General features: G+C 74.9%; 19 protein-coding genes. 6 read left to right on the top strand and 13 right to left on the bottom strand.

Annotated features, from left to right (window positions below; translation table 11 throughout):
• Positions 1 to 2: 2 nt before the first annotated feature.
• From FN207_RS12100 to FN207_RS12090, 3 genes are all read right to left on the bottom strand, one after another.
• Positions 3 to 707: an HAD family hydrolase gene (locus FN207_RS12100; protein WP_221888161.1), complete on the bottom strand. Its 705-nt coding sequence runs from the start codon at positions 705 to 707 to the stop codon at positions 3 to 5.
• Positions 708 to 934: 227 nt separating this feature from the next.
• Positions 935 to 1,933 carry a cytochrome d ubiquinol oxidase subunit II gene (locus tag FN207_RS12095; RefSeq protein ID WP_142458764.1) on the bottom strand — a complete coding sequence of 333 codons (999 nt, stop codon included), beginning with the start codon at positions 1,931 to 1,933 and terminating at the stop codon, positions 935 to 937.
• Positions 1,930 to 3,372, bottom strand: a complete 1,443-nt coding sequence (locus FN207_RS12090) for a cytochrome ubiquinol oxidase subunit I (protein ID WP_142458763.1) — start codon at positions 3,370 to 3,372, stop codon at positions 1,930 to 1,932. Before FN207_RS12090 ends, FN207_RS12095 begins: the two co-directional genes overlap by 4 nt.
• A gap of 272 nt (positions 3,373 to 3,644) precedes the next feature.
• Here FN207_RS12090 and FN207_RS12085 point away from each other — a divergent pair, with 272 nt between their 5' ends.
• Entirely contained in the window at positions 3,645 to 4,361 is a 717-nt protein-coding gene (locus FN207_RS12085) for a DUF2267 domain-containing protein (protein WP_142458762.1), read from the top strand.
• A gap of 106 nt (positions 4,362 to 4,467) precedes the next feature.
• On the opposite strand, the gene FN207_RS12080 is transcribed toward FN207_RS12085, so the two are convergent.
• Positions 4,468 to 4,707 carry a hypothetical protein gene (locus tag FN207_RS12080; protein WP_142458761.1) on the bottom strand — a complete coding sequence of 80 codons (240 nt, stop codon included), beginning with the start codon at positions 4,705 to 4,707 and terminating at the stop codon, positions 4,468 to 4,470.
• Between the two features lie 198 nt (positions 4,708 to 4,905).
• Between FN207_RS12080 and FN207_RS12075 the strand changes: the two genes are divergently transcribed.
• On the top strand, positions 4,906 to 5,283 hold the full coding sequence (locus tag FN207_RS12075) for a DUF2267 domain-containing protein (RefSeq protein WP_142458760.1): 378 nt from the start codon (positions 4,906 to 4,908) through the stop codon (positions 5,281 to 5,283).
• A 186-nt stretch (positions 5,284 to 5,469) separates the two neighbouring features.
• Entirely contained in the window at positions 5,470 to 5,688 is a 219-nt protein-coding gene (locus tag FN207_RS12070; protein WP_142458759.1) for a hypothetical protein, read from the top strand.
• A 99-nt stretch (positions 5,689 to 5,787) separates the two neighbouring features.
• Here the strand turns inward: FN207_RS12070 and FN207_RS12065 are convergent, their stop codons facing one another.
• A complete protein-coding gene (locus FN207_RS12065; RefSeq protein ID WP_142458758.1) occupies positions 5,788 to 8,310 on the bottom strand; it encodes an ATP-dependent Clp protease ATP-binding subunit in 2,523 nt (840 codons plus the stop codon).
• Between the two features lie 489 nt (positions 8,311 to 8,799).
• Here FN207_RS12065 and FN207_RS12060 point away from each other — a divergent pair, with 489 nt between their 5' ends.
• Positions 8,800 to 10,149 carry a DUF2254 domain-containing protein gene (locus tag FN207_RS12060; RefSeq protein ID WP_142458757.1) on the top strand — a complete coding sequence of 450 codons (1,350 nt, stop codon included), beginning with the start codon at positions 8,800 to 8,802 and terminating at the stop codon, positions 10,147 to 10,149.
• 30 nt (positions 10,150 to 10,179) lie between these two features.
• On the opposite strand, the gene FN207_RS12055 is transcribed toward FN207_RS12060, so the two are convergent.
• Positions 10,180 to 12,336: a putative bifunctional diguanylate cyclase/phosphodiesterase gene (locus FN207_RS12055; RefSeq protein WP_142458756.1), complete on the bottom strand. Its 2,157-nt coding sequence runs from the start codon at positions 12,334 to 12,336 to the stop codon at positions 10,180 to 10,182.
• A gap of 276 nt (positions 12,337 to 12,612) precedes the next feature.
• Positions 12,613 to 13,509 (bottom strand): LysR family transcriptional regulator, encoded by an 897-nt coding sequence (locus tag FN207_RS12050; RefSeq protein ID WP_142458755.1) that lies wholly within the window; start codon positions 13,507 to 13,509, stop codon positions 12,613 to 12,615.
• A gap of 259 nt (positions 13,510 to 13,768) precedes the next feature.
• Between FN207_RS12050 and FN207_RS12045 the strand changes: the two genes are divergently transcribed.
• Positions 13,769 to 14,812: a helix-turn-helix transcriptional regulator gene (locus tag FN207_RS12045; RefSeq protein WP_142458754.1), complete on the top strand. Its 1,044-nt coding sequence runs from the start codon at positions 13,769 to 13,771 to the stop codon at positions 14,810 to 14,812.
• A 48-nt stretch (positions 14,813 to 14,860) separates the two neighbouring features.
• On the opposite strand, the gene FN207_RS12040 is transcribed toward FN207_RS12045, so the two are convergent.
• The 5 genes from FN207_RS12040 to FN207_RS12020 all read right to left on the bottom strand — a co-directional run bounded on the left by FN207_RS12040 (position 14,861) and on the right by FN207_RS12020 (position 19,006).
• Complete coding sequence (locus FN207_RS12040) at positions 14,861 to 15,508, bottom strand: DUF1345 domain-containing protein (RefSeq protein WP_246066002.1); 648 nt, start codon at positions 15,506 to 15,508, stop codon at positions 14,861 to 14,863.
• A 112-nt stretch (positions 15,509 to 15,620) separates the two neighbouring features.
• The gene (locus FN207_RS12035; protein ID WP_142458752.1) at positions 15,621 to 16,796 is read right to left on the bottom strand and encodes a zinc-dependent alcohol dehydrogenase; all 1,176 of its coding nucleotides are present in this window, start codon (positions 16,794 to 16,796) and stop codon (positions 15,621 to 15,623) included.
• Positions 16,793 to 17,278: an SRPBCC family protein gene (locus FN207_RS12030; RefSeq protein ID WP_142458751.1), complete on the bottom strand. Its 486-nt coding sequence runs from the start codon at positions 17,276 to 17,278 to the stop codon at positions 16,793 to 16,795. The genes FN207_RS12035 and FN207_RS12030 overlap by 4 nt, the downstream gene beginning before the upstream one ends.
• Positions 17,275 to 17,850 carry a type 1 glutamine amidotransferase domain-containing protein gene (locus FN207_RS12025; protein WP_142458750.1) on the bottom strand — a complete coding sequence of 192 codons (576 nt, stop codon included), beginning with the start codon at positions 17,848 to 17,850 and terminating at the stop codon, positions 17,275 to 17,277. The genes FN207_RS12030 and FN207_RS12025 overlap by 4 nt, the downstream gene beginning before the upstream one ends.
• Before the next feature lies 1 nt (position 17,851).
• A complete protein-coding gene (locus FN207_RS12020) occupies positions 17,852 to 19,006 on the bottom strand; it encodes a glutathione-independent formaldehyde dehydrogenase (RefSeq protein WP_142458749.1) in 1,155 nt (384 codons plus the stop codon).
• A gap of 583 nt (positions 19,007 to 19,589) precedes the next feature.
• Between FN207_RS12020 and FN207_RS12015 the strand changes: the two genes are divergently transcribed.
• Positions 19,590 to 20,657 (top strand): glycosyltransferase family 4 protein, encoded by a 1,068-nt coding sequence (locus tag FN207_RS12015; protein ID WP_142458748.1) that lies wholly within the window; start codon positions 19,590 to 19,592, stop codon positions 20,655 to 20,657.
• A gap of 30 nt (positions 20,658 to 20,687) precedes the next feature.
• Here the strand turns inward: FN207_RS12015 and FN207_RS12010 are convergent, their stop codons facing one another.
• The gene (locus tag FN207_RS12010; protein WP_142458747.1) at positions 20,688 to 22,847 is read right to left on the bottom strand and encodes an amylo-alpha-1,6-glucosidase; all 2,160 of its coding nucleotides are present in this window, start codon (positions 22,845 to 22,847) and stop codon (positions 20,688 to 20,690) included.
• Between the last annotated feature and the right edge of the window lie 123 nt (positions 22,848 to 22,970).

The following is a 22,970-nucleotide window of genomic DNA, read 5'->3' as shown; positions in this document are numbered from 1 at the left end:
CCTCAGGCGCGCGGCGCGGCGGCCTGCCGGTCGAGGACCAGCCGCTCGAGGTCGGCGACGCCGATCCCGGTGAGCGTGTCGCGCAGGACCAGGCCCGGCGCCGGGGCGAGCGGCTGCAGCGACGGCACGCCCAGGACGGCGCAGCCCGCGGCCAGCCCCGCCGCCACCCCGGCCGCGGAGTCCTCGACCACGACGCAGTCCGCCGGGTCGACGCCCAGCGCCGCGGTGGCCTGCAGGTAGGGCGCGGGGTCGGGCTTGCGCGCGGGCACCTCGTCGCCGCAGACGGTGAGGTCGAACGGCGGCACGTCGGGGAAGGCCGCCTCGACCTGCGCGATGACCAGCTCGGCCAGCCGGCGCGGCGTCGTCGTCACCAGGGCCGTGGGCAGCACCGCGGCGCGGACCCCGGCCAGCAGCTCCCGCGCGCCGGGCCGCCAGTGCAGCTCGGTGGCGAGCAGGCCGGCCACCGCGTCCTCCACCCAGGCGATGTCGGCTGCGGTCTCCTCGGGCGTGCGCGCGATGCCGAGGTCGGCCTGCAGGATGCGCATGGAGGTGGCCATGCTGGTGCCGACGGTGGCCTCGCGCGCGGCCTCGCTGAGCTCGCCGCCCAGCCGGCGGGCCAGGCCGAAGAGCGCCTCGCCCCAGTGCTGCTCGGACTCGACGAGGGTGCCGTCCATGTCGAAGAGGACTGCGGCGAGGTGGTTCGGCATCTGAGCTGCGGTCTTCCCTACGGACTCGGCTCCCGGGTGCCCCACGGGCACACGCCGGGATTGATCTCGGACAGGATCTCGGCCATCGCCGCGAGCTCGTCGTCGGGCCCGGGCCGGCGTACACGCGATGGGTGGTCTCCGGTCCCGAGTGTCCCAGCCCCCGGGAGACGGCGTCGCCGGGACACGAGGCCGTCCTCCCGGGGGTGCCGCCGGCCCGCGCGGCCGGTTCAGTGGGAGGTGTCCAGGCTGCCGCGCTGGGCCAGCACGAACAGCAGCGCCATGGCGGGCACCACGATGGCCAGGGCGGCCGCCGCGACGATCGTGAGCGCCCAGAGGGTCGGCGCGGGTGCGGCGGCCTCGGCGATGGTGGTGTGCGTGCCGAGCAGGTCCGGGTACTGGGCGACGCCCCAGCCACCGACCACGGCCGCGACGGCCCCCACCGCCAGGATCTGGACGACCCGGGGGGCGGCCCGGCGCAGCAGCAGGAGCGCGGTCAGGCCGCAGACGCCGGAGAGCACGACCAGCGGCAGGGCACGGGACAGCAGCCCGTCCAGCAGCCTGGGCGCGTCGGCCCGCAGGACGAACAGGCCGGCCAGCGCGACCGCCCCCGTGACGACCGCCGTGGCCAGCGACCGCCGGCGGAACCAGGCCTCGAGGTCGGCGTCTTCGTGCCGCCGGGCCTCCGCCGTGAGGAACACGGCCGCGGTGTAGGCGCACACGAGGACGGCGAGCACGCCGCCGAGCACCGAGGTCGGGTTCACCCAGCTGGTGAGGGGGTCGCCCTGCCCGCCGGGCGGGACCCGCCCGGACGCGATCCCCCCGGCGACCGCCCCCAGGAAGTACGGGACCACCACCGAGGACAGCGCGAAGGCCGCGCCCGTGACCCGCTGCTGGTCGGTGCGCACCATGACCTTGCGGAAGGCGAAGCCCGCACCGCGCAGGACGATGCCCAGCGCCGCCAGCCCGAGCGGGACGTAGAGCGTGGTCATGATCGCGGCGAAGGCCGCGGGGAAGCCGGTCCACAGCATCACGAGGCAGAAGACGAGCCAGACGTGGTTGGCCTCCCACACCGGCGCCAGCGACTCGTCGACCAGGTGGCGCGGACGACGGCCCCGCTGCGCTCCCCCGGCGGTGAGGTCCCAGAAGCCCGCGCCATAGTCGGCTCCCCCCAGGACGGCGTAGGCGATCACCCCGGTGAACAGGACGACGGCGGCGACGGTGCTCACGCCGGGGTGCCCGACCGTGCCCGGGACGGCCCGTAGGGCACGTCGCCCTCCCCACCCGGATCGTCGTCCTCGGCGAGCTCGCCGGCCTCGCGCCAGCGGTGCCGGAGGAGCCGGAGGACGAAGAAGGTGCCCAGCGCCAGGGCTGCGTACAGCGCGACGGTGGCCCCGCAGAAGAGCCAGACGTTGCCGGTGGTCGTCACGGCCTCGGCGGTGCGCAGGTACCCGACGACGATCCACGGCTGCCGGCCCACCTCGGTCACGACCCAGCCGGCCTCCAGGGCGATGATCGCCAGCACGCCGCTCAGGGCCACGCAGCGCAGGAACCAGCGGTTGTCCGGCACCCGGTCCGGTTGCCGGCGCCGGCGCCACCAGAGCCAGGCGTACCAGGCCGACAGGGCCAGCAGCACCATCCCGATGCCGACCATCACCTGGAAGGCGATGTGCACGGTGTTCACCAGCCGGTCCGCCGGCCGGTACTCCTCGGGGATGGCGTCCAGTCCCTGGATCTCGGTGTCGGGATCCAGCCCGGCCAGCAGGGACGCGCCGAGCGGGATCCCGATGCCGTAGCGGACCTCCCCGTCGACGAGCACCCCGCCGAGCACCTCGGGCACCCGGGTGCCGGTCTCGGGCAGCGCCTCGATCATGGCGAACTTGGCCGGCTCGTTCTCGAACACCTCCCGGGCCGCGATGTCCCCGACCAGAACCTGGACCGGGGTGGCGATCGCCGCGACGGTGAGCGGGATGACCAGGCCCAGACGGTGCAGCCGGTCGCGCCGTCCGCGGAGCATGCCCACCGCGTAGACCCCGGCGATGGTGAAGCCGGCGACCATGTAGGCGGCGAGCAGCATGTGGACGGCCTCGTAGCCGAACGCGTCGTTGAAGACGACGTCCAGCGGCCGGACGTCCACCACCTGCCCCTCGTCGTCCAGCGTGAACCCGTCCGGCTGGTTCATCCACGCGTTGGCGGCGACCACCGCCGACGTGCCGCCGATCCCGGACAGGACCACGGGGACGCCGGTCCAGAAGTGCGGCCAGGGCCGCATGCGCCGCCACCCGTAGATGTAGATCGCCACGAAGACGGCCTCGAGGAAGAAGAACAGGCCCTCGACGGCGAACGGGATCCCGAAGGCCGCCCCGAACCGGCCCATGAGCCCCGGCCAGAGCAGCCCGAGCTCGAAGGAGAGCACCGTGCCGGAGACCGCGCCCACGGCGAACAGCACGCCGGCCACCTGCGACCACCGTCGCGCCAGCACGAGGGCCGCCTCGTCGTCCCGCCGGAGACCGCGCCAGTTCGCGATCAGCATCATCGCGGTGAAAGCCACGCCGAAGGGCACCAGGATGATGTGGAAGCCGAGGGTGAACGCCATCATCTGCCGCGCCGGGAGGAGCTGCTCCGGATCGGCCGCCAGCACGCCGGCGACCCCGGTCAGGTCGGCCATGCCCCAGCTTCCCCCTCCCCTCACGCCCGCGGCCATGCCGGGGCCGGGACCGGGGCAGAGATCGGTCGATCGACCGATGCCCACGCGCCGGGACCGGCCCTAGCGTCCGAGGCGGCGGGCGGACCTGGGGATCCCCACGACCGGCGCCGGACGGCGTCTCCGGGAGCGGACACCGATCACGCACCGAACACGCGGACGACGGCGGAGCGGGCCGGCGTGCCCGAGGGGACGGCGGGACGGGTGACGGGACGTCACCAGTCAGGAGGAGTCCGGTGATCCAGTACGCGACGTTCGTCCAGGCCGCGGGAGCGCAGGCCGGCGCGGCCGACACCCAAGAGGCCCGGCGGGCGGTGGAGGCGGTCATCGCCGCCGTGGCCGCGGCGCTGGACGAGTCCGACCGCGACCGGCTGGCCGCGGTCCTGCCCGGCTCCCTCCGGGGTGCCGCCGAGATCCGGGGCCAGGGGATGCACCCCGACAGCGGCGCCGCCCTGGTCTCCGCGGTGAGCGCCGGGGCCGACTGCCCGGCCGAGCGGGCCCGCTTCTACACCCAGGCGGTCCTGTCGACCCTGGCCGACTCCGAACCGGACGTGGCCAGGGTCCTCGCCCAGCAGCTGCCGGACGGAGAGGAACTGTTCGCACCGATCGACGAGGGCGTGCCGCCGCGCGGTTCCGGGGTGCCGATCGGGCTGACCCCGCGACTGCTCGAGCGGCGGGAGATCGACCGTGCTCTGGCCGCCCTGCAGGGCTGGGAGGGCGACGAACGCCGGCTGCGGCGCACCGTCGTGCTCCCGGCCGAGCGCCAGCGACCCCTGCGGGACGCCGTCGCCCGCGCCGAGCAGGACATGACCCACCACGCGCGCGTCGAGCGGTGGCCGGACGCGATCACCTTCGAGGTGTGGACGCGGTCGCTCGACCGCGTGACCGACATGGACGTCGAGCTCGCCCGCCGGATCGACGCGGCGGTCGCCGCGGTCGGGTCCCACGGCTGACCCGCGCACGGCGCGCCGGACACCGGCGGCCGCGGCCGGGGAGGCGGGCCCGTGCCCGGTGCGCACGCCCCCGCCGGGGTCCTGCGGTCCCGCCGGAACGGCGGGCTCAGGTCCGCGGCGCCAGTTCGTAGGTCGGCCCCAGGTCGGTGGGCCCGGAGTCGGGCACCTCGTGCAGGATCTTGGGCTCGCTGTGCAGCAGACGGTGGACGGCGGCCCGCGCCCGCTCGAGGTCCAGGCCCGCCCCGCGGGCGATGTCCTGCAGGTGCGGAGCCCCGGCACCGGTCTCCGCCTCGGCCACGGCCCGGTAGACCGCGGCGTCCTCCCCCGACAGGTCCTCGACTCGCATGGTGGCCCTCCCCAGGACGGCAGCCCGACACCGCGTCCGGCGTCGCGGGAGCCGTACCCGGCTCCCGCGTCCACCACCCGGACGGCGGGCGCACATCGGCAGGTCTGCCGATGGCCTCCCCCGGCGGCATCCCCCAGGTTGGGGACACCGGGCGCGGTCCGACGCGTCCGGTCTCCGGAGGGACCGCGAGGAGGAGCAGTGCAGTACGAGGACTTCGTCTCGTCCGTGCAGGCCCGCGGCGGGCGCCCCCGCGACGAGACCGAGACGCTCGTCCACGCGACGTTGCGCGTGCTGGCCGAGCGGCTTCCCGCCGGGGAGGCCAACGACCTGCGCGCCCAGCTGCCCGAGGACCTGAAGGCCGACCTCATCCCGCCGGAGCCGGAGGCACAGCCCTTCGGGCCCGACGAGTTCGCCCGACGGGTCGCGCGGATGGCGCGCCTGCCCGAGGCGGAGGCCCGGGAGGGGATGGTCGCCGTGCTCGCCACGACCCGCGACGCGGTCGAGCCGGGCGAGTTCGACGACGTGCTGTCCCAACTGGGCGAGGAGTTCGCCCGGCTCGTGTCCGGGACGAGCTAGGTCCGGCGGTGGCACCGGCCACCCCGTGGTCGTGGCCCCCTGGTCGCCCGCCGGCACCCCTTTCGCGCGGACCCCGACCGTGCCGGCTCGCCGGCGGTCACCGGTCGGTCCGCCGTCCCGCGAGCCTCCGGAGCCCTGCAGCCCACTGCGTGACCACCGGCACCGAACGAACAGGATGGAGGAGTCGTGAGCGAGTCAGGACTCGAGGAGACCGGGACCGGAGAGGCCGCCAAGCGCATCGGTCAGGCGCCGACGACCACTGACGTGACCGATCCGGAGCGGTCGTCCCGGAACACCGCCGCCGGCTCCGGTTCCGAGCCGGGCGAGGGCCCCGTCCGGCCGGATGCCGACGAGGGGGTGGATCCCACGGCGAGCATCGAGCCCCACAACGAGGGGCTCGTCTGACCGCGACGGCCCCGCAGCCACCGGCTGCGGGGCCGTCGCCCTGACCAGCGGGGGACGGAGCACCCCGGCGAGGCCGCCGCGCACGCCGGGGACGACCGCTCACGCCGACGCCGACGCGGCCTCCCGCACGTCCTGCACCTCGAGGTCGAGGTCGCCGTCCCGGACCACGACACGCACCCGGTGGCCGCTGCGCACCCGGCCGTCGAGCATCAACCGGGAGAGCCGGTTGTCGACCTCCCGCTGGATCGCCCGGCGCAGCGGGCGGGCACCGAACTGGGGCTCGAACCCGCGCTCGGCGAGCCACCTCACCGCCTCGGGGGTGAACTCGACCTCGATGCCCTGGGCCCGGAGCCGCCGGCGGGTCTCGTCGAGGAGCAGGTCGGTGATCCGCTCCAGCTGGGTGTCGTCGAGCTGCTGGAACACCACGATCTCGTCGATCCGGTTGAGGAACTCGGGCCGGAACGACTCCCGCAGCCGCCGCATCACCTGGTCGCGCAGATCGGCGCCGGACCCGTCCCCGGCGGTGAACCCGAGCGGGCCGCGCCGCCCGACGATCAGCTCCGACCCCAGGTTGCTGGTCATGATGATCACGGTGTTGCGGAAGTCCACGGTCCGGCCCTGGGAGTCGGTGAGCCGGCCGTCGTCGAGCACCTGCAGCAGCGTGTTGAACACGTCGGGGTGGGCCTTCTCGATCTCGTCGAGCAGCACCACCGAGTACGGCCGGCGGCGCACCGCCTCGGTCAGCTGCCCGGCGTCCTCGTAGCCGACGTAGCCGGGCGGAGACCCGACCAGCCGGCTGACGGTGTGCCGCTCCTGGAACTCGCTCATGTCCAGCCGGATCATCCGGTCGGAGTCGCCGAACAGCGCCTCGGCCAGCGCGCGGGCCAGCTCGGTCTTGCCCACCCCGGTGGGACCGAGGAACAGGAAGCTGCCGATCGGCCGATCCGGGTCACCCAGGCCCACGCGGGAGCGGCGCACCGCCTCCGCGACGACCTCGACCGCCTCCTCCTGCCCGACCACCCGCTCGTGCAGCCGCTCCTCCAGCTGCAGCAGCCGAGCCATCTCCTCCTGGGTGAGCTGGCTGACCGGGATGCCGGTGGCCCGGGACACCACCTCGGCGATGTCCTCCACGCCCACCTCCGGCACGCCCGGCTGGGCACCGCCGCCGCGGGCCTCCTCCAGCCGCTGCTGCGCGCCGGTGAGCTGGTCGCGCAGCTCCGAGGCCCGCTCGTACTGCTCGGCCGCGACGGCCTGGTCCTTCTCCCGCTGCAGCCGCTCGACCTCCTGCTCCAGGCCGCGCAGGTCCGTGGGCGGGGTCTTCACCCGCCGGCGCACCCGCGCCCCGGCCTGGTCGATCAGGTCGATCGCCTTGTCCGGCAGGTGCCGGTCGGTGATGTAGCGATCCGACAGCTCGACGGCGGCCCGGACGGCGTCGTCGGTGAAGCGCACCTGGTGGTGGGCCTCGTAGCGGTCACGCAGCCCGCACAGGATCTGCACGGTGTCCTCCACGCTGGGCTCGGCCACCAGGATCGGCTGGAACCGGCGCTCCAGCGCGGCGTCCTTCTCGATGTTGCGCCGGTACTCCTCCAGGGTGGTGGCGCCGATGACGTGCAGCTCGCCGCGGGCCAGCGCCGGCTTGAGCATGTTGCCCGCCCCGCCGGAGCCCTCCGAGGCGCCCGCGCCGACGACGGTGTGCAGCTCGTCGATGAAGACGATCACCTCATCGCTGTGCTCGCGGATCTCGTCGATGACCTTCTTCAGCCGCTCCTCGAAGTCGCCGCGGTAGCGCGTCCCGGCGACCAGGCCGGTGAGGTCGAGCTCGATGAGGCGCCGCCCGCGCAGCGTCTCCGGGACGTCGCCCTCCACGATCTGCGCGGCGATGCCCTCCACGATCGCGGTCTTGCCGACGCCGGCCTCACCGATCAGCACCGGGTTGTTCTTGCGGCGCCGGGAGAGCACCTCCACGGTCTGCTCGATCTCGGACTCCCGGCCGATCACCGGGTCGATCTCCCCGTTGCGGGCCATCGCCGTGAGGTCGCGGCCGAACTCGTCCAGCGTCGGGGTGCTCGACGCGGGCCGGCCGGCCCCGCCCTGCCCGCCGCCGGCGCCGCCGCCGGCCGCCGCCTGCTGCAGCGCCTCCGGCGTGACACCCCGCTGGCGCAGGAGCCGCCCGCCGGGCGAGTCGGGGTTGATCGCCAGCGCGAACAGCAGGTGCTCGGGACCGATGTAGGTCGAGCCCAGCGCGCGCGAGATCTGGTGGGCGTCGAGCAGCGCCCGCTTGGCCGCGGGGGTCAGCGCCGGCGTCTGCGCGCGCGGCTCGCCGCGACGAGGGAGGCCGTCGAGCTCCTCGCGCAGGTGCGCCGGGTCGGCGCCCGCACGGCCGATCAGGTGCCGGGTGGACTCCTCCTCGGTCATCGCCCAGAGCAGGTGGTCGGTGTCGAGGTCCGGGCTGCCCACCTCGGCGGCCCGGCGCGCGGCCGCGTTCACCAGTTCCCGGGCCTGCTCGCTGAGGAACTGGGTGATGTCGACGCGCTGGCGGGGCTGGCGGGCGCCGCCCGTGTAGCGGGCGAAGAAGTCGTCGAAGGGGCTGCCCTGGGGGCCTGGGAAGTATCCGCTGGTCATCGCTCGTCCGTCCCGGGAGTGGCCTGGTCCCCTACTGCCCTACTCGTCCCCGGCCGGGATCTCCATCGGTCATCCTGCCGAGGCGGCCTCCCGGTCTCCGGCGGAGCACGCACGCACCGGGTGCACGCGCCCCTGGTCACCGGCCGGGCCGGCGGCACGGAGCCGGGCCGGCCCGACCGGGGGACTGGACGTCGGTCCGCGGCGGCTCAGGACCGCCGGGGCCCGACGAGCGATCTGGCGCCGGAGAACGCCGGGCGGCGTCCCACCGGCTCGCCGCCTGGGTACCCACGCCGCATCCGTCTCCGTATCGGCAGGACGACCGATTTCGGAGGCGGCACGGGCTCCCGCACCCGTCGCCGGTTCGACACGGTCCCGGGCGGAGGGTGAGATGGAGGGGACGCCGGCCCCCGTGGGCGGCCGGCCACGGCGGAGAACACGCCCGCGCGACCACACCGGCCGGCCCGCCGGTCGCCGCCCCCGGGGGGCCCGATGCGCCTCACCCGCTTCCTGTACGCCGTACGGACCAGCCTGTGGCTCGTTCCCCTGCTGTGCGTCCTGGCCGGCGTGCTGATCGCCCTCGGCACGCTCTGGCTCGACCGCCGGTCGGGCTACACCCTGGTCCCGCAGAGCGTGACGGGAACGCCCAGCGACGCGCAGACGACCCTGTCGGTGTTCGCCACCGCGACGGCCTCGCTGACCAGCCTGGTGCTCACCGTGACGCTGGTGGTGGTGCAGCTGGCGATGGGCCAGTTCTCCCCGCGGATCGTGGGCGCGCTGCTGTCCGACCGGTCCAGCCAGCTGGCGATCGGCCTGTTCGGGGCGACGTTCGTCGTCGCCGTGCTCACCCTCCGGGAGGTCCGCGGTTCGGACACCGGCACCGTGCCCGGGCTGTCGGTGGTGCTGGCCCACCTGCTGATGGTCGCCAGCCTCGTGACGCTGGTCCTCTTCGTGCACCACTCCGGGCAGACCATGCGGGCGACCGGCCTGATCGACCTGGTCGGCGACCGCACCCGCGACCTCATCGCGTCGTCCTTCCCGGCGGCACCCCATGCGGCGGCCGACCCCGCCGTGGTCCTCGCGCGGGAGCCGGGCAGCGTCGTCCGCGTCGACCGCGCCGGACTGGTCGCCGCCGCGCGCCGCGCCGACTGCGTCCTCGAACTGGTGCCCGTCGTCGGCGACTTCGTGCCGGGCGGGGCACCGCTGTTCCGGGTGCACCCCGGTCCCGGGCGGGCGGGGGACGGCGCCGGGCCGGCCGCGCGGGTTCGGCCCGAGGAGGTCGCGCGGCTGGTCCTCGTGGGCGCCGAGCGCGTGCACGCGGAGGACCCTCCCTACGGGCTGCGCAAGCTGGTCGACGTCGCGGAGCGGTCGATCGCCCAACCGTTCGACGACCCGACGACGACCTTGCAGGCGCTGCACCGGCTGCACGACCTGCTGCGCCAGCTCGCCGCGCGCCCGCTCCCCCCGGGCGAGCACCGGGACGAGGACGGCGTGGTCCGGCTGGTCGAGCGCAGGCTGTCCTGGGACGGCTACGTGCGGCTCGCCTTCGACGAGATCCGGCTGGCCGGCGCGTCCACGCCGCAGGTGACCCGCCGGCTGTGCGCGGCGCTGCAGGACCTCAAGAGCGTCGCCCCGCCGGACCGGCAGGCCCCGCTCGACCGCCAGTTGCGGCTGCTGACCGCCGCCGTCCACCGGGCCTACGAGGACGAGGAGGACGTCGCCGCCGCGCTCACACCCGACGCGGAGGGCATCGGGTCCGGAGCCGACGTCACCACCGCCGTGCGACTGGACAGCATCACGTCGGACGCCGGCGTCCGGCCCGGCGCGCGTCTCCGGGGGTAGCGGACCGACCCCGACCTCGTGCCGGCGCGCTCACCGCCTCGTCGACGACGCGGTCGTGCCCGGGACCCGCGCCACGGCGGGGTGCAGGCCGGTCCGCCAGCGGAAGGACGCCTCGGTGGGGATCGTCAGCGGCAGGTGCCCGGGCGCGGACGGCCGGGCGAGCAGGTACCCGCTGGCGGAGTCCACCCCGAGGGCGCTGAGCGCGGTGAGCTGCGGCAGGGTCTCGACGCCCTCCGCGATGACGTGCGCGCCGATGGCCCGCGCCAGCGTCACGATGCCGGCCACCAACGCCTCGCCGCGAGGCGTCCCGAGGTCGTGCACGAAGGACCTGTCCACCTTGATGACGTCGACCGGGAACTCCCCCAGGCGGGCCAGCGAGCTGTAGCCGGTCCCGAAGTCGTCGATGGCGATCGCCACCCCCAGGGCGCGGATGCCCTCCAGCACCTCGCCCGCCGGGGAACAGGCGACCAGCGCCGACTCGGTCACCTCGATCCCGAGGCGGTGCGCGGGCAGCCCGGCACGGTCCAGCCGGGCAGCGAGCCGGGCGGGGAACTCACGGTCGACCAGCTGCTGGGGTGCCACGTTGACCCACACCCGGAGGTCCGGCACGTGGGCCCACCGGCCGGCCTGCTCGACGGCCCGGGCCAGGACCAGCTCGCCGATCCGGTGGATGAGCCCCGTCTCCTCGGCGACCGGGATGAACTCCTGCGGGCCGACGAGTCCACGGACGGGGTGCCGCCAGCGGACCAGCGCCTCCACGTGGCAGATCCGCTCGACCCGGAGGTCGAAGGCAGGCTGGTACTCGACCAGCAACTCGTCGCGGTCGAGGGCATGGCGCAGGTCGTTCTCGATCGCGACCCGGTTCACCGAGTCCACGTGCATCTGCTCGTCGAACCAGACGGCCCGCTCCCGTCCGGTGTCCTTGGCGCGGTAGAGCGCCGCGTCGGCCTCCCGGAGCAGGACGTCGAGGTCGGCCGGCCCGGGCGCCGTGGCCAGGCCGACGCTGACGGGAACGAGCAGGCGCGCACCCACCTCGACCGGCTCCCGGCTCGCCTCGATGACCTCCTGGGCGAACCGGCCGGCCTCCTCGGCGGAGCGGTCCACCAGGACGACCACGAACTCGTCGCCCCCGAAGCGGGCCACCGGATCGGCGGGGCCGGCCAGAGCGGCGAGACGTCGCGCGAACTCGCTCAGCAGCCGGTCCCCCGCGCCGTGCCCCAGGCTGTCGTTGACCAGCTTGAACCGGTCCAGGTCGAGGAAGGCGACGGTGAGCCGCGCCTCCGGACGTCCGGCGAGGACCCGGTCCACCTCCTGCAGCAGCCCGGCGCGGCTGAGCAGACCGGTCAGCTCGTCGTGCGTGGCCCGGTGGGCCAGGTCGCGCTGCGCCCGTTCCGCTGCCGCGCGGGCCGCCCGCTCGGCGGTCAACAGGCGTTCCCGCTCCTGCTCGCTGGCCCGCCGCTCGGAGATGTCCCGGAAGTAGACGGCGATCCCGCCGCGGCGCAGCGGGTACACGCGGGCCTCGCACCACAGGTCCGCCTCGTCGTAGCGCGCCTCCAGGGTGGCGGACCGTCCGGTGCGCGCGACCTGGCGGTAGGTCTGCTCGAACGGAGTGCCGACCAGTGCGGGGAAGCGGGCCCAGATGTCCTCGCCCACGACCTCGTCGCGGGCGAGGCCCAGCCGGGCCTCGGCCTGCGCGTTGATGTAGGTCATCCGCCAGTCGGCGTCGACGCCGATGTACATGTCGCTGATGGCCTCGAGGCTGTCGATCACCTCGGCCGCCGTCCGCGTGGTCGCCTCCGCCCGCGCGGCCTCGGCCTCCGCCGTGCTCACGTCCCGGAAGGACACGTACGCCCGTGGCGAGCCCCCGTCGGCGAAGGGAGCGGTGGTGACCTCGGCGGGGAACGTGGACCCGTCGCCGCGGCGCAGCCGGAGCACACCGCGGAACGCCCCGTCCCGGGCCCGGATCCCGAGCGCCTCCCTCCACCGGGGATCGCGCCGGTCGACGACCCCGTCCGGGCCGAGCCCGACCAGCTCGACCTCCGTCCGGCCGAGCAGCTCGCAGGCCCGCCCGTTCGCGCCGAGGACGCACCCGTAGGCCGAGGTGATCAGCACCCCGTCCAGACCGTGGACGAACAGCGCGTCGTAGACGCTGCTGTGCAACGACGAGGGAGCCGACCCGAGGACCACGTCGGCGTATCGGCGGATCGACCTCTCCGGTTGACCCTGTTCCGCAATCCGGGTGACGCGGCCGTGGACGGGAGCGCCGTGGCTCGGAGCGGCGATCACGGCCTCCAGGATCGTCGTGCGGTGGCCGGACGGGAGCGGCCGGCGCGTCGTGCGGCGACCTCTCGAGTATCGGTCGCCGCAGGGGGGTGTCCCACCCGACGACGGCACGCGGCGTCGATGGGGCCGATCGGCCCGGGCGATGGCCGCCGGTGGCCGGCAGCGGGCCCGGGCGGCGGATCAGTCCCCGACGCGCACCCGGCACTGATCCCGGTAGGCGTTGAGGAACGCGCGACCGGCAGCCCCCCGGAGCGCCTCCTCCCTGGTCGCGATGCCGACCTGCCACGTCGGCGCACCGCCGAGGGTGGCGACGGCGACGTCCCCGGACAGGGTCTCGTCGACACAGGCCAGCGGGCCGCAGGCGATGCCCATCCCGCGGCGCACCAGCGTCAGGACGCCGAACCACTCGTCCACCTCGAGCCGGACGCGGCGGGGCAGGCCGCGCTCGGCGAACATCCGGTCGAACAGCTCGCGGACCCACCACCCGCGCGGCAGGTCGATCAGCTTCTCGTCGACCACGTCACCGAGGTCCACGTCCCGGGCTCCCGCGAGCCGGTGCGTCGGTGGACAGAGCAGGACCAGCGGCGTGCTGAGCAGGGGGTCGAAGCGCAGGGCGGGCGTCGTCCGGTGTGTCAGCGGCGTGATGGCGAAGTCCGCGTCGCCGTCGGCGACCAGGCCGAGGAGGTCGCGCGCGCCGTCGTGGAGCACGGTGATCGCCACCCCGGGATGCCGCTCGTGGAAGGGCCCGATCGTCTCGAACACGTCGACGTCCCTGGGCACGGCCACCGTCGCGACGCGGACGGACCCGCGGAGCAGGCCGGCGACCTCGGCGACGGCGTCACGGGCCCGCTCGGCGTCGTGCAGCGCCGCGCGGGCGGGTTCGAGGAGGGCCCGGCCCGCGTCGGTCAGCTCGGCCCCCTTGCGACCGCGGATGAACAGGTCGGTACCGAGCTCCCTCTCCAGTCCCAGCAGGGACGCCGACAGGCTCGACTGGACCATGAACAACCGCGCCGCGGCGCGGGTGAACGAGCCCTCCTCGACCACCGCCAGGAAGTACTCCAGCTGCCTGAGCTCCACTCGCGACCACCTCCGTCCACCGGCTCGGAACGTCCAGCACCCCCCGGGGGTGCCCGACCCGGCCGCGAGCGAAAATCGGCCGAGTTGCCGATGGGTCGGCACGCCGGCGCCTGCCAGACTGGGAGGCCCATCGCCCGGGTGGAGCCGGTGCCCGGGCGGGCACGTCGCCGTGCCGGAGGTCGCTCATGCCGGAGAACGCGGTCGCGCGTCCGGACGTGGCGGGGATCGACGCGTCGTCGCTCGCCCCGGGGGAGGAACGGTGACCGACTGCGACCCGGCCCTGGTGCGCCTGCAGGAGGAGCTGGCCGACGTCGGCACGATGGCGGCGGGCCTGACCCGGCGCGCCGAGGAGGTCCTCGGGGCCCTGGGCCGGATCCTGTCCTTCGACGCCGGCTGGCTCGCCGTCCGCGATCCCGAACGCCGTCGGCACGTCCCTCTGGCCACCACGGGCCCGGCCGAACCCCTGCACCGCTACTTCCGGTCCCCCGGGGCCGACGCCGAGCTCGAGCACCTCGGGCTCAACCGCCTGCAGGACCCGGTGCTGGCCAGCGAGCTGCCCGCGCCCCTGCCCGAGATCTCCGCGTGGGGTGAGTACCTGCTCCCGGCCGGGTTCCGTGGCGGCGTGGCCGGGGCGCTGTTCGCCTCCACCGGGCGGCACGTGGGTTTCCTCAGCCTCCTCGCCGAGGACCCGGCGTGCCCCGGCCCGGCCGGCCGGCGGGTCCTCGCCGGCGTCACCAAGGTGATCGCGGACGACCTGGACCGGGCGCAGGAGATCGCCGCGACCGCCAGGATCGTGCGGGCCGCCGCGGCCGGCGTGGTGCTCACCCGCGGCGGGGACGTCCTGCCCCTGCCCGGGCTGCCCGACGACCGCCTGCTGGCCCGCCACTCGCCGGTCCTCACCGCGGCCGCGGACGAGCTGTCCGCCGGTGGCTCCCACACCGCCTTCCTCGCCCCGGTGGCGGGCCCGGACGGCGAACGGCTGGCCCGGGTCACCGCCCTCGAGTGCGCGCTCCCCGACCTCGACCACCTGTCGGCCGCGGTGCTGCTGTCCTCCCCCGGGGACCTGCGCGGCCTGACCCCCCTCGACCTCCGGGTCCTGGGACACCTGGTGGTCGGCACGACGCAGGTCCCCGCGCTCGCCGCGGCTCTCCACGTCGACCCGGGCACCGCGGTCGAGGCCCTCCGCCGGGCCCGGGTCGCCCTGGACGCCCCGGATCTCCCCGCCGCTGCCACGCGCGCCCTGCGCACCGGGCTGCGCATCCCGCCGGCGTTGGGCCGTCCGGCAGGGACCGGGCTCCGGTGAGCGCGCAGGGCGCCTCCGGTCCCCGGCTGCGCGGGCCGGCCGCGGCACCTATCCCGACTGCCCCAGGTTGGTGACGAGGTTGACCGCCACGGCGATGACGACGGTCCCGAACAGGTAGGACAGCAGGGCCTGCCCGAGGGCGACCTTGCGGATGGACGTGTCCGCGATCTGCGTGTCCGGGACCGCGAAGCTCATCCCCACGGTGAACGCGACGTAGGCGAAGTCGCTGTAGGCAGGCGGTTCCCGCTGCCCGAAGTCGATGCCGCCGTCCCCGCCGGAGTAGTACCCGCGCGCGTACTTGAGGGCGAAGACCGTGTTGACCAGCGCCCACGACAGGATCACCACCAGGACGCCGAGCACCACGGTGGCGACACCGACGGCGTCCTGCGTGCCGGACCGGACGAGCGCCTCCGCCACGGCGGCCAGGCTGGCCACCGCGGCGACGAGGACGACCGTGTCGGTGACGTGGGTCCGGCCCTCCTCCTCGGCCAGCTGCTTGGTCCCCCTCGGGTCGCGCGGCCAGCTGATCCGCCAGACCCAGAACAGCAGGCTGGCGGCGGCGACGGCCCAGCCGACGAGGACCGCCAGCTCGGGGACGCCGGCGAACACGACCACCCCGGCCGCGAGGAGGCCTGCGCCGAGACAGACCAGCAGGCGGCGCCACGACAGGATCGTCGTCCGCGGCGCCGCCGCCACCGCCGTCCTGTCGCCTGCCGCCGTCACCTGCCGGCCCGGCACCGGAACGGCCGGGGCCCGGCCCCGGCGCCGGGGCGGCGCCGGGGCCGGGACCGGTGGGCCCGCAGGCCCCTCATGCACCCGGGCGGAACACGGCCCGGACGCACCCGTCCTCCTTGTTCTTGAACATCCGGTAGCCCCTCGGCCCGTCGTCGAGCGACATCACGTGGGTGGCGAGGTGCTCGGTCCTCACCTCGTCCCGGGCCATCAGGTCGAGGATCTCCGGGATGTAGCGGTGCCCGTGCTGCTGGGCGCCGCGCAGGGTCAGCGCCTTGTTCATCACCGCCCCCATCGGGAACTTGTCCACCAGGCCGCCGAACACGCCGAGGGCGAAGACCGTGCCGCCCTTGCGGCAGGCGTAGATGGCCTCCCGGAGGGCGGTCGGCCGGTCCGACTGCAGCCGCAACTGCTGCTTGACCTGGTCGTAGAGGTACTGCGGGCCGTTGCCGTGCGCCTCCATGCCCACCGCCTCGATGCACACGTCCGGTCCGCGCCCGCCGGACATCTCCCGCAGCTCGGCGGGGACGTCGACCTCCTCGTAGTCCAGGGTCTCCGCCCCGATGTGGGTACGGACCTGGGCGAGCCGGTTGTCGAACCGGTCGATGACGACGACCCGCTCGGCGCCCATGAGCATCGCCTTGCGCGCGGCCATCTGCCCGACGCCGCCGGCGCCCCACACCGCGACGACGTCACCGGGCTTCACCTCCGCCTGGTGCGCTCCGGTCCAGCCGGTCGGAGCCGCGTCGGAGGCGAACAGGGCACGCTCGTCGGAGACGCCGTCCGGGATCGGAAAGGCCCCCTGGTCGGCGTAGGGCACCCGCATGTAGCGGGCGTGGCTGCCCGCGTAGCCGCCCAGCGCGTGGGAGTACCCGTAGCAGCCGCCGATCCCCTGACCCCACAGCGCCTCGGTGATCCCCGGGTTGGGATTGCCGTTGTCGCACAGGGACCACAGCTCCTGCTTGCAGTACCAGCACTGCCCGCAGCTGGTGAAGGAGACCACCACGACCCGGTCGCCGACCTTGTGCTTCGTGACGTTCCTGCCGACCTCGGCCACCGTGCCCATGAACTCGTGGCCGAGCACGTCACCCGCGCGCATCGCGGGGATGTAGCCGCCCAGCAGGTGCAGGTCCGAGCCGCAGGTCACCGACAGGCCGACCTCGAGGATGATGTCGTGGTCGTTGAGGATCTTCGGCTCCGGGACGTCCTCCACCCCGACCTCGTTGACGCCCCGCCAGGTCACCGCCTTCATCGCACACCTGCCTTGGGAGCCACCTTGGTCCAGGCCTCCAGCAGCGCGCCGCCGGGGGTCGCCGTCCGTCTGCCGTGCGGTGCGGGGTCGACCGCGAGGACCTCGCCCACCTCGATGAGCTGCTTGGCGCGGCGCAGCGCGGACCGCAGGTCGGCCTGCGGGTCACTGCCGGTGAGCCGGCTCGCGGCGGTGCCCGACGGCCGGTCGCGCAGCCGGACCGCCAGCTCGGTGCCCTTGCCGCCGGGGGCCGGGCGGACGCGGACCTCGATCCGGTCGCCGAACTCGGCCAGCGGGGCGGGCAGCGCCGCGGTGTCGACGTCGGACGGCTCCCGGAACACGGTCACCGAGAGCCACCCGGACGCCGGCTGACCCGCGCCGGCCGGCCGGGCGGCGGACGGGTCGATGGCCGACCGCACCTGGCGGACGACGCTCCCGCCGGCGCGGGCGGCGACGGACGCCACGTTCCCGATCGAGGTGGTCATGCCCGGCCTCCGGCGGTGGCGGGCTGTGGGGCCCGGGCGAACTCCTGGACGATGCGTTCGCAGAAGGCCGGTAGGTCGTCCGGTGACCGGCTCGTCGTGATGTTGCCGTCGGTGACGACCTCCTCGTCGACCACCTCGGCCCCGGCGTTGCGCAGGTCGGTGCGCACGCTGGGCCAGGAGGTCAGCCGGCGGCCGCGTGCGCGGTCGGCCTCCACGAGGTTCCACGGCCCGTGGCAGATGGAGGCCACCGGTTTGCCGGAGTCCACGAAGTCGCGCACGAAGCCCACGGCGGCCGGGTTCATGCGCAGCTGGTCGGGGTTGACCGTGCCGCCCGGGAGCAGCAGCGCGTCGTAGTCGTCGACCGACGCCGCCCCGACCAGCCTGTCCACGCCGAAGGTGCCGGCGTCCTCGAGGTCGTGGTCGCGTGCCGCGATCTCCCCGTCGTGGATCGACAGCAGGTCCGTCCGCGCCCCTGAGTCCTCCAGGGCCTGACGGGGCCGCTCGAGCTCCACGCGTTCGACCCCGTCGGCCGCCAGGATCGCGACTCGCCGTCCGTTCAGTTCGCCTGCCATGTCACGCTCCTGCCATCGCCGGGTGGAGGACGACCTTCGTCCAGCCCTCGTCGCGCTTGTCGAAGTGCTCGTAGGCCTCTGGTGCGCGGTCCAGCGGCAGCTCGTGGCTCACGATGAACGACGGCTCGGCCTTGCCCGCGGCGATGAGGTCGCGCAGCTGCCGGTTGTACTTCTTGACCGGCGCCTGGCCGCTGCCGATGTGCTGGCCCTTGAACCAGAACATGCCGTAGTCGAAGGCGAGCTTGCCCTGCTTCGCCAGCTCGTCGCTGGCCCCGGGGTCCTGGGGCACGAAGACGCCGACGTTGCCGATCTTCCCGGTGAAGCGCACCGAGGCGACCAGCCGGTTCATCGTCAGGTTGGCCTGCTCCTGCCCGTCGGGCTCGTGCGCCTGGTAGCCGACGCACTCGCAGCCGTTGTCCGCGCCGAGCCCCATCGTCTCGTCGAGGACGGCCTGCACCGGGTCGACCTTCGAGTCGTCGATGGCGATCGCGCCGATCGACTCGGCCAGCCGGAGCCGGTCGGGGTGCCGGTCGACGACCATCACCTTGCTGGCCCCGCGGATGGTGGCCGAGAGGGCGGCCATCAGCCCGACCGGTCCGGCGCCGTAGATGACCGTCTGGTCACCGGGCTGCACACCGGCCATCTCCGTGGCGTGGTACCCGGTCGGGAAGATGTCGGCGAGCATCACGTAGTCGGTCTGCCGCTGCTCGGCGTCCTCCCCGAGCCGCAGGCAGTTGAAGTCACCCCAGGGCACGCGCAGCAGCTCGGCCTGGCCCCCGCCGTAGGGGCCCATGTCGGCGAAGCCGTACGCGGCGCCGGCCCACTCCTTCTTGGGTTGCGCGGTCAGGCAGTAGTTCGTGAGCTGGCGCTCGCAGTTCTTGCAGTGTCCGCACGAGATGTTGAACGGCAGGACGACGTACTCCCCCACCTGCACCTTGTCGACCCCGTCGCCGACCTCGACCACCTGGCCCAGGTTCTCGTGCCCGAACCAGCGGCCGGGCTCGAAGTCGGTCCGCCCCTCGTACATGTGCAGGTCCGAGCCGCAGATGTTCGCCGAGGTGATCCGCACCAGGACGTCGGTGGGCCGCTCGATCCGCGCGTCCGGTACGTCCTTGACGCTGACCTGCCGCGGCCCCTCGTAGACCACTGCCTTCACGCTGCCTCCCTCGTCGCGGTGCGTCCACCGCACCGGGCCCGGGCGGGGTCTCCATTGCACGCGGGAGGGAGGACTGACCGGTATCGGCAGACATGCCGATACCGGCCCCGGGGTCATCGGCTCCGTCGATGGCCCCCCTCGACGACGCGTGCTGGACCTCGGGGGCGGGTCGTCCGAGGCTGGCGGGGACGGGTCGGGGACCCCGGCGCACGCGGGTCGTGCAGCACGCGGGCGGACCGGCCGCCCGACCGGCGGCGGTGGAGGAGTGCGGATCGTGAGCGAACGGGTGACCTGGGAGACCTGCCCGGGGTGCCGGAGGCCGGCCGCCGTCGGCTGGCTGGACGGCGACCCCGTGGAGTTCGACTGCCCCCGGGAGTGCCCGGTCCCGGCAGGTGGGCTGCGCGCCGCCTTCGGGCCGGGACACGGAGGGAGCCACCACCCGGGGCGGTGAGGGGAGCGGCCGGCCGGGGCGCGGGAATGGGTCGCTCTGCCGATGGCCGGAACGGTCGCCGGGCGGCTGCCATGGGGGCCGCATCCGTTCCGCCGTGAGCCGCGGCCCGCCCCACCTCCCGAGGACGTCCCCATGCAGATCGGTCTCATCGCCCCTCCGGCCGTTCCCGTGCCCCCTCCCGCCTACGGCGGCACGGAGTCGGTCATCGACCGGCTGGCCCGCGGGCTGGTCCGCGCAGGTCACGACGTGCTGCTCGCCGCCGCGGCCAACAGCGCCTGCCCGGTGCCGCGGGTGGCCGGCACCGACGAGGCCGCCGAGGCCGGGTCCGTCTGCGCCGACTCGGCCACCGAGCTGCGCCACGTCATCACGAGCTACGCCGCCATGAGCGACGTGGACGTCGTCCACGACCACACGCTGACCGGTCCGCTGTACCGGCACACCCCGTCCGGTCCGCCCGTGGTGACCACCGCCCACGGCCCCTTCGACGCGACGCTGGGCCCGGTCTACCGCGCGATGCGGGGGGTCGCGGTCCTCGCCATCTCCCACCACCAGGCGGCCACCGCCGACGGGGTCCGGCTGGCCGGTGTGGTCCACCACGGCCTGGACGTGGAGTCGGTCCCGGTGGGACGCGGGGACGGCGGGTACGCGAGCTTCCTGGGACGCATGTGTCCGGAGAAGGGACCTCGCGAGGCCGCTCTCGTGGCCCGGGCGGCGGGCGTTCCGCTGCGCATGGCCGCCAAGCTCCGGGAGCCGGCCGAGCGCGAGTACTTCCGCGCGGAGGTCGAGCCGCTGCTGTGCTCGGACGTCGAGTTCGTCGGGGAGCTGGGCTGGGCGGAGAAGCTGGAGCTCGTCGGGGGCTCCTTCGCCCTCCTCAACCCCATCCAGTGGGCGGAACCGTTCGGTCTGGTGATGATCGAGGCACTGGCCACCGGCACCCCCGTCGTGGCCACGCCGGTCGGTTCCGCCCCGGAGATCGTGGACGACGGCGTCACCGGCCACCTGCGCCCGGGCCGCCTCCCGCTCGCCGCGGCCCTCCTCGACGCCGCACGACTCGACCGCGGGGCCTGCCGGGCGGCCGTCGTGCGCCGCTTCAGCACGGAGCGGATGGTCGCCGAGCACGTCCGGCTCTACGAGGAGCTCCTCGCCGATCCGACGCCGCGCCGCCGGGTGCTCAGCCGACCGCCCGTGCCCGCCTCCTGACGTCCGGCGACCCGGGGGCGCGCCACCCGGTCAGGCCCGGGTGGCGCCCCCGCGGTCCCGGTACCGCTCGTGCCGCACGTCCACGCCGGAGGGTGCGCCTTCCACCACCGCCCCGTCCGCCGAGACCGCGAGGTCGATCCGGGCGTCCCCGAGCGCGACGCCCTCCACGCGCAGCGGGGTGAAGGCGGGAGGGAGCACGGGGTCGACGAACAGCTCACCGCGGGGCAGCTGGGGATCGAACCGCAGCAGCGTGCGGATCAGGTGGACGGGTGCGGCGGCCGCCCATGCCTGCGGCGAGCACGAGGTCGGGTACGGCACCGGCTCGGGGTACTCGTCCCGGTCGAAGCCGCAGAACAGCTCCGGCAGCCGGCCGCCGAAGTGCTGGGCCGCCTCGAGCAGCGCCTCGGCGACGCGCTGGGCCTCGTGCACGAAGCCGTAGCGCACGAGGCCCGCGACGACGAAGGCGTTGTCGTGCGGCCAGACCGAGCCGTTGTGGTAGCTGACCGGGTCGTAGGCGCCCATGGCGCTGCTGAGCGTGCGCACGCCCCAGCCGCTGAACATCGCCGGTGACAGGAGGTGCGCGGCGACCAGCGGCGCCTTGTCCTCGTCGACGATGCCGCTCCACAGGCAGTGCCCCATGTTCGACGCGCAGGCGTCGACCGGGCGCTCGTCGCGGTCCAGCGCGAGGGCGAACCAGCCGCGGTCGGGCAGCCAGAACCGCTCGTTGAACGCCTCCTTGAGCGCCGCGGCGCGGTCGTCCCACTCCCGCGCCACGTCCTCCTCCCCCACCGTCCGGGCGAGTTCGGCACGCGTGCGGTAGGCGTCGTAGACGTAACCCTGGACCTCGCACAGCGCGATCGGCGCGTCGGCCGGCCGGCCGTCGGCGGAGGTGATCCCGTCCCAGGAGTCCTTCCACCCCTGGTTCACCAGCCCCCGGTCGGTGGCCCGCTGGTACTCCACGAACCCGTCGCCGTCGCGGTCGCCGTGCCTGCGGATCCACTCCAGCGCCCGGTCCGCGTGCGGCAGGAGCTCCGCGACCTGCTGCGGCTCGGCACCCCAGCGGGCCAGCTCCCCGAGGAGCACGACGAACAGCGGCGTGGCGTCGACCGTCCCGTAGTAGGTGCTGCCACCGCCCAGGGACAGCCCCGACTCCACGCCGAGCCGGACCTCGTGCAGGATCCGGCCCGGCTCCTCCTCCGTCAGCGGATCGGTGGTGCGGCCCTGGTGCCGCGCCAGGGTCCGCAGGGTGCCCAGCGCCAGGCTGCGGTCCACGGGCAGCGCCATGTAGGCGGTGAGCAGCGAGTCGCGGCCGAACAGGGCCATGAACCACGGCGCGCCGGCGGCGACCGCGGCGAGGGAGGGGTCCACGGGGTCGAAGACGCGCAGTGCCCCCAGGTCCTGCTGGCTGCGCCGCAGGACACGTTGCAGCCCCTCGTGCCCGGTCGTCGCGATCGGCGTGGTCTCCTGCCACCGCTGCAGGCGCCGGGCGGGCAGCGACTCGCGCAGCGGACGGTCCAGCGGGAACGACGGCTCGACGTCCTCGCCGTCGACCACCGGCTGCACCAGCAGCGAGGCCGTCCACTCGCCCCGGGCGGGGACGACGACCTCGTACCGGATGCTGCCGGCGCTGTGGGCGACGCTCGGGACGACGTCGAGGGACGCGCCGGGGGCCAGGACGACGGCACCCCGGCGGGTGTCGCGCCAGCGCTGGTCGAACACCAGCCGCTCACCCTGCCCCTGGACGCGCCGCTCGCCGCGCACCTGGACCCGGCCCTCCTTCACCTCGAAGAGGTCGGCGAAGTCGGCCTCGACGGCGACCGTGACCGTGACCGCCGCCGGCTCCCCGGCGGAGTTGCGGATGACGACGTCCTCCCGCAGGCCGTTGCCCACCCGCCGGTCGCGCTGCACCAGCAGGTTCGTGTCGGTCCGGCCGGACCGGCGGGACAACCGGCCCAGGAAGGTCCCGCGGTAGGGCTCCGGCGTCATGGCCGCGAGCGGTTCGGGGGTCTCGCCGTCGACCTGCAGGTCCCACCGCGACAGGATGCGGGTGTCGCGGAAGAACACCCCGTGCGGCCCGGCGCCGGTGAGGTCCCCGCCCGGCGTGCAGATGCAGAACGACGACCCCTCGACCAGGGTCACCGCACCGCCGCCGGCGCCGGCCGGTTCGGCCTCCGGGGTCCAGGCACCCATGTCCGCCGTCCTCCTGGTCGTCGCTGCGGCCTCCGGGGGCCTCCGGCCTGCTGCCCGCCGGTGCGCGTGGACCCGCCTCCCGGGCGTGCGGCCGCCCCACGCTCCTGGGCGCGCGGCCCGCGA

The sequence above is a fragment of the Geodermatophilus aquaeductus genome (assembly GCF_900182545.1).
Classification (GTDB): domain Bacteria; phylum Actinomycetota; class Actinomycetes; order Mycobacteriales; family Geodermatophilaceae; genus Geodermatophilus; species Geodermatophilus aquaeductus.
The sequence above is the reverse complement of the archived record's forward strand: the minus strand, read 5'-3'. Positions and strand labels throughout refer to the sequence as shown.